Source organism: Streptomyces sp. HUAS MG56, from assembly GCF_058673395.1.
Genome location: NZ_CM178722.1, coordinates 4,304,778 through 4,318,204, shown reverse-complemented (window position 1 = coordinate 4,318,204; position 13,427 = coordinate 4,304,778). Strand labels below are relative to the sequence as shown.

Here is a 13,427-nt window from a genome sequence, read left to right as displayed (position 1 = left end):
GGGCATGACGAAGATCGTCAACCACTGGATCGGCGGCAAGACCGCCGAAGGCGCGTCGGGCACGTACGGGCCGGTCACCGACCCGGCGACCGGCGCGGTCACCACGAAGGTCGCGTTCGCGTCGGTCGACGAGGTGGACGCCGCCGTCGCCGCCGCGAAGGAGGCCTTCGTGACCTGGGGCCAGTCCTCGCTGGCCCGGCGCACGGAGATCCTGTTCCGCTTCCGCGCGCTGCTGGACGCCAACCGGGACGCCATCGCCGAGCTGATCACCGCCGAGCACGGCAAGGTGCACTCCGACGCGCTCGGCGAGGTCGCGCGCGGTCTGGAGATCGTGGACCTGGCCTGCGGGATCAACGTGCAGCTGAAGGGCGAGCTGTCGACGCAGGTCGCCAGCCGGGTGGACGTCTCCTCGCTGCGCCAGCCGCTGGGCGTGGTCGCGGGCATCACGCCGTTCAACTTCCCGGCGATGGTCCCGATGTGGATGTTCCCGATCGCCATCGCGTGCGGCAACACCTTCGTGCTCAAGCCGAGCGAGAAGGACCCGTCGGCCTCCGTCAAGCTCGCCGAGCTGCTGGCCGAGGCCGGTCTGCCCGACGGCGTCTTCAACGTCGTGCACGGTGACAAGGTGGCCGTGGACCGCCTGCTGGAGCACCCGGACGTCAAGGCGGTCTCGTTCGTCGGCTCGACCCCGATCGCCCGTTACATCCACACCACCGCCTCCGCGGCCGGCAAGCGGGTGCAGGCGCTGGGCGGCGCGAAGAACCACATGCTGGTCCTGCCGGACGCCGACCTGGACGCGGCCGCCGACGCGGCGGTCTCGGCCGCCTACGGCTCGGCGGGCGAGCGCTGCATGGCCATCTCGGCCGTCGTCGCGGTCGGCGCGATCGGCGACACGCTGGTGGAGAAGATCCGCGAGCGCGCCGAGAAGATCAAGATCGGCCCGGGCAACGACCCGACGTCCGAGATGGGCCCGCTGATCACCGCCGCCCACCGCGACAAGGTGGCCTCCTACGTGCGGAACGCGGCCGCGGAGGGCGCGGAGGTGGTCCTGGACGGCACCGGCTACACGGTCGAGGGCTTCGAGGACGGCCACTGGATCGGCCTCTCGCTGCTGGACCGGGTGCCGACGTCGGCGAAGGCCTACCAGGACGAGATCTTCGGCCCGGTGCTGTGCGTGCTGCGCGCCGAGACGTACGAGGAGGGCCTGGCCCTCATCAACGCCTCGCCGTTCGGCAACGGCACCGCGATCTTCACCCGGGACGGCGGCGCGGCCCGCCGCTTCCAGCTGGAGGTCGAGGCCGGCATGGTCGGCGTGAACGTCCCGATCCCGGTCCCCGTCGGCTACCACAGCTTCGGCGGCTGGAAGGACTCCCTCTTCGGCGACCACCACATCTACGGCAACGACGGCACGCACTTCTACACCCGCGGCAAGGTCGTCACCACCCGCTGGCCCGACCCGGCCGACGCCCCGGCGGGCGTGGACCTGGGCTTCCCGCGCAACCACTGAGCGCCCGACAGGGCCGTCCGTATAGCGGACGGCCCTGTTTTTTTGTGCCCGGGCACTGCGATTCTCGTACCGGTGCAAGTGCCCGCCTATAGGGACCGTTGCTGCGAGAACCGGCTTCAGGCCGTCTTTTTGCTGCGGATTTCGTAGGTGAACACCCATTGACGTGGCGGTTTTCGTCGGGGTTCCATTCAGCCGCCGGGAGCGGACCAGAGCACGTACGACCAGGCCCGCCGGAGGCGATAGCGCTCCCGTCCTCACCCTCACTCGCACGAGTCGATCGGAACCGCCGTATGACCGACACGCTCCGCTCTGTCGACCCCGCCGTCATAGCCGCTTCTGACAGCCCCCAGAAACTCAAGCGGTCCATCGGCGTCGTCGGCGGCACCCTGCTCACGCTCTCGTGCGTCACCCCCGCCTCCACGCTCTTCGTCATCGTGCCCGACCTGTTCTCCAGCCTCGGCACCGCGACGGCCCTGTGCCTCGTCATCGGCGCGCTGCTCTGTATCCCCGTGGCCTTCTGTTACTCCGAGCTCGGCACCCTCATCCCCAGCGCCGGCGGCGAGTACGCCATCGTCTCCACGCTGGCCGGACGCCTCGCCGGCTGGCTGGCCTTCGTGATGTCCCTGCTCGTCGTGATGATCGTCCCTCCGGTCATCGCGATGGGCACCGCCGACTACCTCGCCCCGGTCGTCCACCTCGACCCGTCCCTCACGGGCGCCGGCGTGATGCTCGCGGCCACCCTCGCCGGCCTGCTGGACCTGCGCGCCAACGCCTGGATCACCGGCATCTTCCTAGTCCTGGAGGTCGTCGCCGCCGGCGTCGTCGCCCTCCTCGGCTTCACCCACTCCCACCGCGGCCTCGGCAGTCTCGGCTCGATGCAGATCGCCGGCGAGCACGCGCACGTGAACCCCGTGACCGCCATGATGGTCCTGTCCGGACTCGCCATCGCCCTGTTCGCCACCCAGGGCTTCTCCACCGCGATCTACCTCTCCGAGGAACTGGAGCACCCGCGCCGCAACGTCGCCCGCACCGTCCTCGCCACGCTCGCCATCTCCAGCGTGGTCATCCTGGTCCCGGTCGTGGCGATCACCCTGGGCGCCGGTGACCTCAAGTCCCTGACCGGCGGCGACATCAGCAGCATGGTCATCGCCTGGAGCAACTCGGCCGTCGGCACCTTCGTCAGCCTCTGCGTCGCCCTCGCGATCATCAACGCCGGCATCGTCATGGTCATCCAGAACTCCCGCGTCCTGTTCGCCTCCGCCCGCGACAAGGCCTGGCCCACCCCGGTCAACAACGCCCTCGCCAAGCTCGGCCGGTTCGGCTCCCCGTGGGTCGCCACCCTCGTCGTCGGCGTGCCGGGCGCCTTCCTCTGCTTCGTGAACCTGGACACGCTGTACGGCGTCACCGGCGTCGCCGTCACGGGCCTGTACCTGCTGGTCGCCGTCGCCGCGCTGCTCGCCCGGCGCGGCGGGCACGGCAGCCGCACGGCCTGGCGGATGCCGCTGTGGCCCGCGATGCCGGTGCTGCTCATCGCGGTCCTCGTCTACATCCTCGTCGAGCAGGACCCGTCCTACCTGCTGTGGACCGGCGCCATCACCGCCGTCGCCACCCTCTACTGGGCCCTCTACCTCCGCCCGCGCCGCGACACCCGCTGGCTGGTGTCGATCCCGGAGGACGCCGAGGCCTGACGGCCGGCCCGAGGGAGACGCCGACGACGCCGGCCTTGAGGCCCCGCGGCGCTCCATGGCCCCGCGGTACCACGACCGGGATCCTCGCGTACCGCGCCCGAAGTACATCCGGCGGACCCGTACTCCCCAGGGAGGGGCCGGGGTTCAGCCCGGGGGATCCGTCGGATGTCAGTGCGGGCCCGTACCGTTGAGGCATGGATCTTCGGGTGCCCTCACCGCGAGGGCTGCTCAAGGGGCCGCGGCGGCTGATGGCCGCCGCGGCCGCCGTCGTGGTGCTGGCCGGCGCCGGCACCTGGACGGCCGCCGCCTCCGGCGGCCCGCCCCCGGTGCACCGCACCGACCGGATGATGGCGGTCGACGGCGTCCGCCTGGACACCTCGTTCTTCGCCCCGGCCGGCTCCGGCCGGCACCCGGCGGTCCTGCTGGGACACGGCTTCGGCGGCAGCAAGGACGACATGCGCGGCCAGGCCGAGGACCTCGCCCGGGACGGGTACGCGGTCCTGACCTGGTCCGCGCGCGGCTTCGGCAGGTCGACCGGGAAGATCGGCCTCAACGACCCCGAGGCCGAGGTCGCCGACGTCTCCCGGCTCATCGACTGGCTCGCCGCCCAGCCCCAGGTCCAGCTCGACAAGCCGGGCGACCCGCGCGTCGGCGTCGCCGGCGGCTCCTACGGCGGCGCGATCTCCCTGCTCGCCGCCGGACACGACCACCGCGTGGACGCCATCGCCCCGGCCATCACGTACTGGAACCTCGCCGACGCCCTCTTCCCGAACGGCGTGTTCAAGAAGCTGTGGGCCGGCATCTTCTTCAACAGCGGCGGCGGCTGCGCCCACTTCGAGCCCGAGCTGTGCCGGATGTACGACAGGGTCGCCGAGTCCGGCACCCCCGACCAGGCCGCCCGCACCCTGCTGGAGGAGCGCTCCCCGTCCGCGGTCGCCGCCCGCATCAAGGTGCCCACGCTGCTGGTGCAGGGCCAGACGGACTCCCTGTTCCCCCTCGGCCAGGCCGACGCCGCCGAGAAGGCGATCAGGGCCAACGGCGCCCCCGTGGACGTCGACTGGATCGCGGGCGGCCACGACGGCGGCGACATGGAGACCGGCAGGGTCCAGGCACGCGTGCGCGCCTGGTTCGACCGGTATCTGAGGGGCGACAAGAACACCGACACCGGCCCGGCCTTCCGCATCACCCGCACCGGAGGCGTGAACTCGAACGACGGCACGGCCCAGCTGCGCGGCGCCACCGCGCCCGCCTACCCGGGCCTGCGCGACCACCGGCGGGCCGTGGCCCTGACCGGCGGCACCCAGCGGACCGCCAACCCGGCCGGCGCCAGCCCGCCCGGTGTCTCCGCCCTGCCCGGCCTCGGCGGCTCCGGCGGCCTGTCCCAGCTCTCCGCGCTCGGCGTCGGCATCTCCCTCGACTTCCCCGGCCAGTACGCGAAGTTCGACTCCGCCCCGCTCACCCGCGACCTCCAGATCACCGGCACCCCGACCGCCACCGTCCACCTCACCTCCACCAGCGACGACGCCGTCCTGTTCGGCAAGGTCTACGACGTCGGCCCCGGCGGCACCCAGCAGGTGCTGCCCAGCCAGCTCGTCACCCCCTTCCGGGTGACCGGCGCCAAGGCCGGCAAGGACGTGACGATCACCCTCCCGGCGATCGACCACACGGTGCAGAAGGGCCACCGGCTCCGCCTGGTCCTCGCCTCCACCGACCTCGGCTACGCCTCCCCGGCCGCGCCCGCCACCTACACCGTCTCCCTCAAGGACGCCCTGAGCGTGCCGACGGCCCCCGCCGTCAGCACCGCCGCCGCGCCCCTGCCGTCCTGGGTGTGGTGGCTGCCCGCCGCCGGCGCGGCCGTCGCGCTCGCCCTGCTGCTCACCGCCCGCCGCCGCACGACCGCCCCCGCACCCGCCCCGGAGCTGGCCGAAGTCCCGCTCGTCATCAAGGACCTGAGCAAGCGGTACGCCAGGTCCACCGACCGGTACGCGGTGCGCGAGCTCTCCTTCCGGGTGGAGCGCGGCCAGGTGCTCGGCCTGCTCGGCCCCAACGGCGCGGGCAAGACCACCACCCTGCGCATGCTGATGGGCCTGATCACCCCGGACGACGGAGAGATAAGGGTCTTCGGGCACGCCGTCCGGCCCGGCGCGGCCGTGCTGTCCCGGGTCGGCGCGTTCGTGGAAGGCGCGGGCTTCCTGCCGCACCTGTCCGGCCGGGAGAACCTGGAGCTGTACTGGCGGGCCACCGGCCGCCCGCCCGCGGACGCCCACCTGGACGAGGCGCTGGAGATCGCCGGGCTCGGCGACGCGCTCGCCCGCGCGGTGCGCACGTACTCCCAGGGCATGCGCCAGCGCCTCGCCATCGCCCAGGCCATGCTCGGCCTGCCCGACCTGCTCATCCTGGACGAGCCCACCAACGGCCTCGACCCGCCGCAGATCCGCGAGATGCGCGAGGTGATGATCCGCTACGCGGCCGCCGGCCGTACGGTGATCGTCTCCAGCCACCTCCTCGCCGAGGTCGAGCAGTCCTGCACCCACCTCGTGGTGATGGACCGCGGCCGGCTCGTCCAGGCGGGCCCCGTGCACGAGATCGTCGGCTCCGGCGACACCCTGCTGGTCGGCACAGCCGCACCGGTGCAGGAGCCGGTCGTGGAGAAGGTCGGCGCGCTGCCCGGCGTCGCCTCCGCCGTGCGCACCGACGACGGACTGCTGGTCCGGCTGGAGCCGGGCGGCACGGCCGAGCGGCTGGTCGTGGAACTGGTGCGCCTCGACGTGCCCGTCGCCTCGGTCGGTCCGCACCGCCGCCTCGAAGACGCCTTCCTGACCCTGATAGGAGGTTCCGCATGAGCACGCTCGCCGAGGTCGCCTCCGGCTATCAGACCCGGCACACCCTGCCCCTGCGGGTCGAGCTGGTCCGCCAGCTCAAGCGGCGGCGCACCCTGGTCATGGGCGCGATCCTCGCCCTGCTGCCGTTCGTGCTGCTGATCGCCTTCGCGATCGGCACCCCGCACGACCGGAACGGCCAGGTCACCCTGATGGACACGGCCACCGCGTCGGGCGCCAACTTCGCCGCGGTCAACCTGTTCGTCTCGGTGGGCTTCCTGCTGGTGATCCCGGTCGCCCTGTTCTGCGGGGACACGGTCGCCTCGGAGGCCAGCTGGTCCTCGCTGCGCTATCTGCTGGCCGCGCCCGTGCCCCGGGCCCGGCTGCTGTGGTCCAAGCTCGTCGTCGCGCTCGGGATGAGCCTCGCCGCGATGGTGCTGCTCCCGGTCGTCGCGCTCGCCGTCGGCACGGCGGCCTACGGCTGGGGCCCGCTGCAGATACCGACCGGCGGCGCGCTGGACAGCGGCACGGCGGCCCAGCGGCTCCTGGTGGTCGTGGCGTACGTCTTCGTCTCCCAACTGGTCACCGCCGGGCTCGCGTTCTGGCTGTCCACCAAGACGGACGCCCCGCTCGGCGCGGTCGGCGGCGCGGTCGGCCTGACGATCGTCGGCAACGTCCTGGACGCGGTCACCGCCCTCGGCCACTGGCGCGACTTCCTGCCCGCGCACTGGCAGTTCGCCTGGGCCGACGCCGTCCAGCCGCACGCCGAGTGGTCCGGCATGATCCAGGGCGCCGCGGTCTCCGTCTCCTACGCCCTGGTGCTGTTCGCCCTGGCCTTCCGAGGCTTCGCCCGCAAAGATGTGGTTTCATAATTGCTTTTTCGTATTTCTTTCTCCGGTAGTGCGCCGAGGAATCTGAATAATGCGCGCTCCTTCACTGCAGAAAACTTCATGCGTATGGAGTAGTGCATCGCTTTGGACGGGCTGTGGACTGCTATGTTCTGCCTCTGTCGGATCAGAGGTAACTCCAAGTGAGGTGATCATGAACAAGGCAGTTCTCACCACTGCGGCGCTGGCCATTGGCGCGAGTCTCGTGGGTGGCTCCGCCGTAGCGGCGTCGGCCACCGCCAAAGCGCCGGAACACGAAACCGGCCCGCTCGGTCTCATGTCCCAGGCCGAGGTGACTCCGGCGATCGTGCCCGCGGCCGACACCGTGATGCGGGTGGCCAAGCAGGGCAACCTCACCAAGGGCAGTGCGTTCGACGAGAACCAGTCATCTACGGTCACCGGCACGAACAAGGCGGCGCGGGCTTCCGGCGTATACCTGGACGGGATGGGACGCGACAGCAGTAAGAAGCCCGCAATTCCGGTGAAGAACCCGGCCGGAACCGGATCTGTTCAGCTCCATCCGCTGAATGCGCCGACCAGCGCCGGGCTCGGTAGCCTGCTCAGCCAGGGATGACACGTAAACCGTCAGGAGTCGGTGCGATGAAAGCCGCCGGAATTCTGACACTCTGATCCGGTTCTCGTCACCCACGTCCGGCGCCTTAAAGGCGTAGCGCAGAGTCTGGAGCCGGACCAGCAGCTCCGTACTCGCCCGGTGCCCGATGCGATGCCCGGGATACGCCTCAAGCCTGTTCGGCCCACTGGAATCCTCCTGACCAGTGGGCCGGACGCATGTCGGCGTCCGCTCCTGCTTCCCCGTGAGGCACTTGGGAAGCGGGGCACGGCATCGTTCCGCCATCCGATGGAATCCGTCTGGTATGGCCGGTGTCCGCGTGACTTTCCGCCGCATATTTCGGTTTCTTGCCATGTAAGCGCGGGTTACCGTGAATCCAGGAAGGAACCGAGTTGACCAGGAAGTTCGCGGTCGTCACCGCACTGGCCCTTGGCGCTCTCTGCGGCAGCGCGGGCGTTGCCTCCGCCCATTCGAACACGACCAACGTCACTGGCGGTGAGGGCTTTTCGGAGTCCCCGGTCGTTGTGAACGCCCCCCAGCAGGGTGTGGTCGTCGTCAACGGCGCCCTCGTTGACGGCCGCTGCATCGCGCCGTGGTCCAACGGTGCCGTTCTCGGCGGCGTCGTTCCGCCGAACTCGCACTACGCCGCCTGTGACACCGCTGCTGTCAACCAGTCGCAGAACGCTCCGTACGTCGGCGGCCTGCTCTTCTGACCCCCCGCTCCGAGTAATTCGGGGCAGGTGAACCCTCCACAAACGCAGTCCGGAAAGGACATCTCATGCGTAACAAGGTTACGGCCATCTCGGCCCTCGCCGCAGGTGTCGTTCTGGCGGCCGCCGGCACCGCCGCAGCCGACAACTGCACGACTGTCACCGGCGGCAACGGCTTCTCGTCGTCCCCGGTCGTCGTGAACGCCCCCCAGCAGGGCGCCATCGTCTCCAACGGCACGCTTGTCGACCTCCGCTGTGTCGCCCCGTGGTCCAACGGTGCCGTTCTCGGCGGCGTCGCCGCACCGAACTCGCACTACGCCGCGTGCAACACGGCCGGTGTCAACCAGGCGCAGAACGCGGCGTACGCCGGCGGCCTGCTGTTCTGACCCCTTCGCGCTCCGAACCCCCCCGGAGCGGGGATGTCAGCAGACGTTCCCGTCCAACCCACCCCTCCCACAACCGAAAGGCGCATCTCATGCGTAACAAGGTTACGGCTCTCTCCGCGCTCGCCGCGGGCCTCGTCCTGGCCGCCGCCGGCACCGCTGCTGCCGACAGCAACACCTTCGCCAGCGGTGGCAACGGCTTCGCGGAGTCTCCGGTCGTCGTGAACTCCCCTCAGCAGGGGCTTGTCGTTTCCAACGGTGCTCTGATCGACGGCCGCTGCATCGCGCCGTGGTCCAACGGCGCCGTTCTCGGTGGCGTGGTCGCGCCGAACTCGCACTACGCCGCGTGCAACACGGCCGAAGTCAACCAGGCGCAGAACGCCCCCTACGCGGGCGGCCTGCTGTTCTGAGCAGTCATCACCGGCCTGGCGGCCCGCCGACATTCGGCGGGCCGCCAGCTGTTTCCTGTGGCCGCCCTGGAAGAGCGTCCCGAGAACGCCGAAGGCCGGCTCCGGGAAACGGAGCCGGCCTGGATCGCTCGGCGGGTGTGTGTCCTCTGAAACGATCAGTTATTTGGCGATCGGAAGCTTGGCCGGAAGCTGGGCAGGCGACTTGCCGTTGAGAGGGTTCGGAAGGGTGCCGCCGAAGACGGGTGTCTTGACGATGCCCGACTGCTTCACGCCCTCCGCCGCGGTCCTGACGTCGTTGGTGACGGCGCCCGTCGGCATCTCGGCTGCGTTGGGAAGAGCACGGGTGACCGTCTTCCCGTCCTCCAGAATGCCCTGTGCCGGCACGTCCGCGGCGACAGCGGGCGCCGCAGCCCCCGCGATGGCCAGGGTGCCGACCATGAGGGCCGCAGCCTTCAGCTTCTTCATTGTGTTCCTTTCGTCCGCAGCTCGGGAGCTCGGGTCACACTTCTCCTGGGCTAACGAGAGAGATGCGCCGCGGGAAACTCCGCTGACGGCAAGTTTCCGGAACTCATACATCCCGAATGACCTCGCGGATAAAAACGGATAAGCGGCCCGCCGTCGTGCGGCACCGGGCCGCCGACGGCGGGCGTCCGTCACCACATGACCGGCCCCCTCAGGCGGTCGCGTCGATCGGTTCCGAGCGCGGTGTCGTGTGCCTTCCGTCGGTGACGGCGATCGTGTAGCGGTGATGTGAGCCGTGGGGGACGGAATCCGTGTAGGTCATGTCCGGTCGGTTCCATTCGGCCGACCGCTGCCTCCGCGAGGCCACGAGAACACCGTCCCGGTAGATCAGGTACGTCAGCTCCGCGTCGTCCCTGTCCCATGCGGCACGCCAAGTGAGCGTGACCGTTCCGGCGCGGGCACGCCCGACCGTGAGCCGGGGCGCCGCCTCCGGGGCCGTGTCGCCGGGGCGGGCCCCGAAGCGCGTCAGACCCTGCTGGGGTTTGCCGTTGACCGTGGTGAACTCTCCGCCCGCCCAGAGGACGCCGCCGGCCATCACGAGCGTACGGGGGCCGACTCCCTCACCGATACCGTCATCGGTGTCGGGGAACCAGTGCAGGATGCTCTTGTCACCGATCGACTGAGCCAGGAAATGCCGTCGGGGTCCGTCGGGGAAGCCCCCGGGGGTGAGGCCGCAGTAGTGGGCGTGGGACGCGCTGTACAGGACGTCCTTGTACACGACGACATCCTGAGTGGCGCCCAGACAGGTGTCCTTCCAGACCATCGCGCCGTCGGACAGCCGGCCCGCGATACGGCCGTCGAAGATGCCCGCCCCCTCGCCCTCGGCTCCCAGGTAGAAGCGGTCGCCGTTGCGGGCCAGCGACGTCACCGCGGATCGATCCGGCAGCCAGTCCGGGAAGGACCTCACCGTCGAACCCGTCGTGGGATTCAGGGAGACCAGCGCCTGCTCCGGCTTGCCGTTGACGTTGTGGAACCTTCCGCCGACGAGCACCTGTCCACGATCAGGTGCGGCCAGGAGGGCCCGGACCGGCTCGTCGATGTCCGCCTTGAACGGCAGCAGTGTCCCGCTGCGGCTGAGCGCCGCGAGGCGCTTTCTCTCCTGGCCGTCGACGACCGTGAAATCGCCCCCCAGGTACACGGTCGTGCCGGTGGTCTGGATGGCCCGTACGGGCGCCGCCACGGCGGGGCGGAAATCCCTCCGCAGCGAGCAGTCGGCCGTGTTGAGGGCGACCGCACTGGCCACTCCGGCGCCGTCGACCTTGCCGAACGATCCGCCGACATACAGTACTTTGCCGTCGGGCGATGCCTTCAGCGCCCGTACCGTCCCGGCGCCTTCCGTGAAGGAGTGGGCACACGGCAGCAGTTTGCCGGTCGCCGCGTCGAAGGCCGCGAAGTCCTTCCGGGTGACCTGCTTCTGGCCGGGCTTCGCGCCAGGCGGGCGGACGCTGTCGAAAGTGCCGCCGACGTACACGACACCGTGTGCGTACTCGACCGACCAGACGATGCCGTCCGTCTGCCAGGTCGCCAACGGGGCCGCGGTCAGAGTTGTTTCACCGCGCAGGGTCTTCTCGGCACGCGGGATTTTCACGTCGTGCGCCTGCGCGCCGAAAGCGGACGTGAGCGAAGCGGCCGTGAGGAGGGCCACCGCGGAAGCCGTGGTGGCGGTCCTGGCCGTGCTTTTACTTGGTCGCATGGAACTCGAAAGTAGGCACCCGGCCCCGGATTTCGCGACGCCGCGACGACGCGCTCCGCCCTTCAGGACCTTAGTGAAGCTCAAATGGCCTAGGAAAAGGAGTCGTAACCCACCACGGCATGCTGTTCGTGGGAATCTCGGGCCAGATCAGGTACCCGAGCTCTGGTACCCCGAGCAACGAGGAGGAGTGCTCGTCATGCGAGTAGCCGCCCGAACAAAGACGCAGTCACGGCAGTTGAGTTGGGGAGCGGGGCTCGTCGGCGCCGGCCTGACCGCGACCTTGGCCTTCGGCATCGCCGCCGGCCCGGCGTCGGCCCACGCCGTCCCCCGGGCGACGCAGGCGTGCACGTCGTGCAAGGCGACGACCACCCCCACGACCGGGTGCTCGTCGTGCCAGGCAAAGCCGCCCACGTCCGGGTGTTCGGCGTGCCAGTCGATGCCGCCCATGCCGACCATGCCCCCGTGCGGGTGCCAGACGGCGCCGCCGCCCCCTCCGCCGGTCTGCCCCCCGGGCTCGACCGCGGTCAGCGTGACCAATCCCAAGACCGGATCCGTCGCGATCCCCGGCGACGGAAGCTTCAAGCTCACCGTCTCCAGCACCGCCCAGGGCCAGGTGTTCAGCTTCGACATCCCCAGCTCCGCTCACCGCTCCGTCGTCAGGGTCACCGCGACGGGCGGCACCGCCGGCTCCACCGTGGTCACCTACGACAGCACGACGGGCTTCCCCGACGGCATCGAGGCCGCCGGACCGCTGCACGCCCCGGTCAACTCGACCGGCAAGTTCGCGAATCTCAGCCGCATCGACTTCTGCGTCAAGCCCACCAAGTACTCCTGAGGAACCCGCAGGTGAGGGGGCCCGGGACGGCCCGGGCCCCCTCAGGGCCGGAAAGGGGGCGGGCCGGGGGACACCCCCGGGGTGCTGGGCGGTGCCGGGGGGGATGTGTCGCCGGTGGGCGCGGTGTCGATGCAGTCGGTGAACTGTACGAAGCGGGCGGGACCGGTGCCCTCGGTGACGGCGAACTCGGTCCGAGGATGGCTCCGCAGCAGGCACATGTCGTAGCGGACGACGGTCGGCAGGCTCTCCCCCTCGTGGGCCGTCCGGTACTGGTGGCGGCCCACGAGCTGACAGGAGTCGTAGCGGATCAGGGGTCCCCGTGGGCCCACCGTGTAGCGGTGCGGGCGGACTTCGGCGGAGAAGTCCTGGAAGGCGATCGCGGTGTCGTCGCAGTCGTTGAAGTGGACCGTTCCGCTGCTCCACACGCAGTCGATGATCCTGACGTCCGGGTCACGTACTTCGAACCGGATGTCCTCGGCGTGGAAACGCTGTACCGAGTCGTGGTGTCGGCTGACCGGAAAGCGGAAGAAGGTACTGGTGGTGCCGTACTCCGGGCTGCTTTTGGGGCGCTTGCCGGTGATGATGTACGAGCCGCCGCGGCAGTTGATGGATCCGCCGTAGGGGAACTCCAGGAAGTTGCCCCACTCGTATTCGACCTTCATGTCGGTGAACCAGTAGTTCAGGAACTGGTCCTGGTAGTTGGGGCTGGCCTGTTTGCGGCCCGTGAGCCCCGAGTACAGAAACGCCTTCCGGTAGCTGCCGGCGACCGTGCAGGCTTCCCAGCGCATTTCCGAGTTGGTGTCCGTGCCGTCGAGGGCCAGCCCGTACTCCCATTCCCCGAGCCACTCGCACTCCGAGAACCGGTAGTCCTGGGCCTGGCCGGTGGAATAGGAACTGAAGAAGGACGCGCCCGGTGTGTCCGAGCGGAACTGCATGCGTTCGAAGGACAGGTTCGACCAGCTGTCCTCATTGCGGCACAGATAGGAGCCCGGGCCGGTGGCCGGGCGGAAGACCAGGGCGGTCATGTTCTTGCCGGCCCCGACGAAACGCAGACCGTTCGCGGGCCGGGGCGGGGCCACGCCGTTCAGCAGCGCACAGGGACGGGTGATGAGAAAGTCCCCGGCGGGAATCTCGATCACCAGTCTGCCCACCCCGCCCCGGACATGGGCGGCGGCGAGCGCATAGGCGGATTCGAATGCCGCTGTGTCGTCGGTGTTTCCATCCCCCACGGCACCGAGTTCGGCTACGTTGATCGCGGACATCGGCCCCGGGTGCGCACTTTTGGCGGACGCGCTGTCGGCCGGCAGGGCCGCAGCGACCAGCAGTGACGCTCCGCCACGCAGAATATTCCGACGGTTGCGTGAGATCGCACCACCCAGTTCTGACATAGTTGCCTTCCTTT

General features: G+C 69.9%; 13 protein-coding genes. 9 read left to right on the top strand and 4 right to left on the bottom strand.

The genetic code is table 11. The features are described 5' to 3' along the window. The first annotated feature begins 4 nt into the window (after window positions 1–4). The 8 genes from mmsA to AC4OXY_RS20455 all read left to right on the top strand — a co-directional run bounded on the left by mmsA (window position 5) and on the right by AC4OXY_RS20455 (window position 8,975). On the top strand, window positions 5–1,507 hold the full coding sequence (mmsA, locus tag AC4OXY_RS20490) for a CoA-acylating methylmalonate-semialdehyde dehydrogenase (protein ID WP_356023068.1): 1,503 nt from the start codon (window positions 5–7) through the stop codon (window positions 1,505–1,507). Window positions 1,508–1,797: 290 nt separating this feature from the next. Beyond that, entirely contained in the window at window positions 1,798–3,195 is a 1,398-nt protein-coding gene (locus tag AC4OXY_RS20485) for an APC family permease (protein ID WP_356023066.1), read from the top strand. 194 nt (window positions 3,196–3,389) lie between these two features. Continuing rightward, a complete protein-coding gene (locus AC4OXY_RS20480) occupies window positions 3,390–6,038 on the top strand; it encodes a CocE/NonD family hydrolase (protein ID WP_491994388.1) in 2,649 nt (882 codons plus the stop codon). Beyond that, window positions 6,035–6,886, top strand: a complete 852-nt coding sequence (locus AC4OXY_RS20475) for an ABC transporter permease (RefSeq protein ID WP_356023061.1) — start codon at window positions 6,035–6,037, stop codon at window positions 6,884–6,886. Before AC4OXY_RS20480 ends, AC4OXY_RS20475 begins: the two co-directional genes overlap by 4 nt. A 169-nt stretch (window positions 6,887–7,055) precedes the next feature. Then, a complete protein-coding gene (locus tag AC4OXY_RS20470; RefSeq protein ID WP_356023059.1) occupies window positions 7,056–7,475 on the top strand; it encodes a hypothetical protein in 420 nt (139 codons plus the stop codon). Window positions 7,476–7,864: 389 nt separating this feature from the next. Further along, window positions 7,865–8,185 (top strand): hypothetical protein, encoded by a 321-nt coding sequence (locus tag AC4OXY_RS20465; RefSeq protein WP_356023057.1) that lies wholly within the window; start codon window positions 7,865–7,867, stop codon window positions 8,183–8,185. A gap of 65 nt (window positions 8,186–8,250) precedes the next feature. Next, the gene (locus AC4OXY_RS20460; protein WP_356023055.1) at window positions 8,251–8,568 is read left to right on the top strand and encodes a hypothetical protein; all 318 of its coding nucleotides are present in this window, start codon (window positions 8,251–8,253) and stop codon (window positions 8,566–8,568) included. A gap of 89 nt (window positions 8,569–8,657) precedes the next feature. After that, window positions 8,658–8,975, top strand: coding sequence for a hypothetical protein (locus AC4OXY_RS20455; RefSeq protein WP_356023052.1), 318 nt, complete (start codon window positions 8,658–8,660; stop codon window positions 8,973–8,975). 159 nt (window positions 8,976–9,134) lie between these two features. On the opposite strand, the gene AC4OXY_RS20450 is transcribed toward AC4OXY_RS20455, so the two are convergent. The 3 genes from AC4OXY_RS20450 to AC4OXY_RS20440 form a co-directional block, all read right to left on the bottom strand. Continuing rightward, window positions 9,135–9,440: a hypothetical protein gene (locus tag AC4OXY_RS20450; RefSeq protein WP_356023050.1), complete on the bottom strand. Its 306-nt coding sequence runs from the start codon at window positions 9,438–9,440 to the stop codon at window positions 9,135–9,137. A 208-nt stretch (window positions 9,441–9,648) separates the two neighbouring features. Further along, the gene (locus tag AC4OXY_RS20445; RefSeq protein ID WP_491994387.1) at window positions 9,649–11,085 is read right to left on the bottom strand and encodes a fibronectin type III domain-containing protein; all 1,437 of its coding nucleotides are present in this window, start codon (window positions 11,083–11,085) and stop codon (window positions 9,649–9,651) included. A gap of 252 nt (window positions 11,086–11,337) precedes the next feature. Further along, entirely contained in the window at window positions 11,338–11,733 is a 396-nt protein-coding gene (locus AC4OXY_RS20440; protein ID WP_491994386.1) for a hypothetical protein, read from the bottom strand. Between AC4OXY_RS20440 and AC4OXY_RS20435 the strand changes: the two genes are divergently transcribed. Continuing rightward, window positions 11,720–12,025, top strand: coding sequence for a hypothetical protein (locus tag AC4OXY_RS20435; RefSeq protein ID WP_356023043.1), 306 nt, complete (start codon window positions 11,720–11,722; stop codon window positions 12,023–12,025). The genes AC4OXY_RS20440 and AC4OXY_RS20435 overlap by 14 nt on opposite strands. 41 nt (window positions 12,026–12,066) lie before the next feature. On the opposite strand, the gene AC4OXY_RS20430 is transcribed toward AC4OXY_RS20435, so the two are convergent. After that, complete coding sequence (locus AC4OXY_RS20430; protein WP_491994385.1) at window positions 12,067–13,287, bottom strand: glycosyl hydrolase family 28-related protein; 1,221 nt, start codon at window positions 13,285–13,287, stop codon at window positions 12,067–12,069. Window positions 13,288–13,427 lie beyond the last annotated feature (140 nt).

Excerpts from the sequence above, each read along its gene's own strand:
- mmsA (WP_356023068.1), top strand. The coding sequence starts at position 5 with ATGACGAAGATCGTCAACCACTGGATCGGCGGCAAGACCGCCGAAGGC.
- AC4OXY_RS20485 (WP_356023066.1), top strand. The coding sequence starts at position 1,798 with ATGACCGACACGCTCCGCTCTGTCGACCCCGCCGTCATAGCCGCTTCT.
- AC4OXY_RS20480 (WP_491994388.1), top strand. The coding sequence starts at position 3,390 with ATGGATCTTCGGGTGCCCTCACCGCGAGGGCTGCTCAAGGGGCCGCGG.
- AC4OXY_RS20475 (WP_356023061.1), top strand. The coding sequence starts at position 6,035 with ATGAGCACGCTCGCCGAGGTCGCCTCCGGCTATCAGACCCGGCACACC.
- AC4OXY_RS20470 (WP_356023059.1), top strand. The coding sequence starts at position 7,056 with ATGAACAAGGCAGTTCTCACCACTGCGGCGCTGGCCATTGGCGCGAGT.
- AC4OXY_RS20460 (WP_356023055.1), top strand. The coding sequence starts at position 8,251 with ATGCGTAACAAGGTTACGGCCATCTCGGCCCTCGCCGCAGGTGTCGTT.
- AC4OXY_RS20455 (WP_356023052.1), top strand. The coding sequence starts at position 8,658 with ATGCGTAACAAGGTTACGGCTCTCTCCGCGCTCGCCGCGGGCCTCGTC.
- AC4OXY_RS20450 (WP_356023050.1), bottom strand. The coding sequence starts at position 9,440 with ATGAAGAAGCTGAAGGCTGCGGCCCTCATGGTCGGCACCCTGGCCATC.
- AC4OXY_RS20430 (WP_491994385.1), bottom strand. The coding sequence starts at position 13,287 with ATGTCCGCGATCAACGTAGCCGAACTCGGTGCCGTGGGGGATGGAAAC.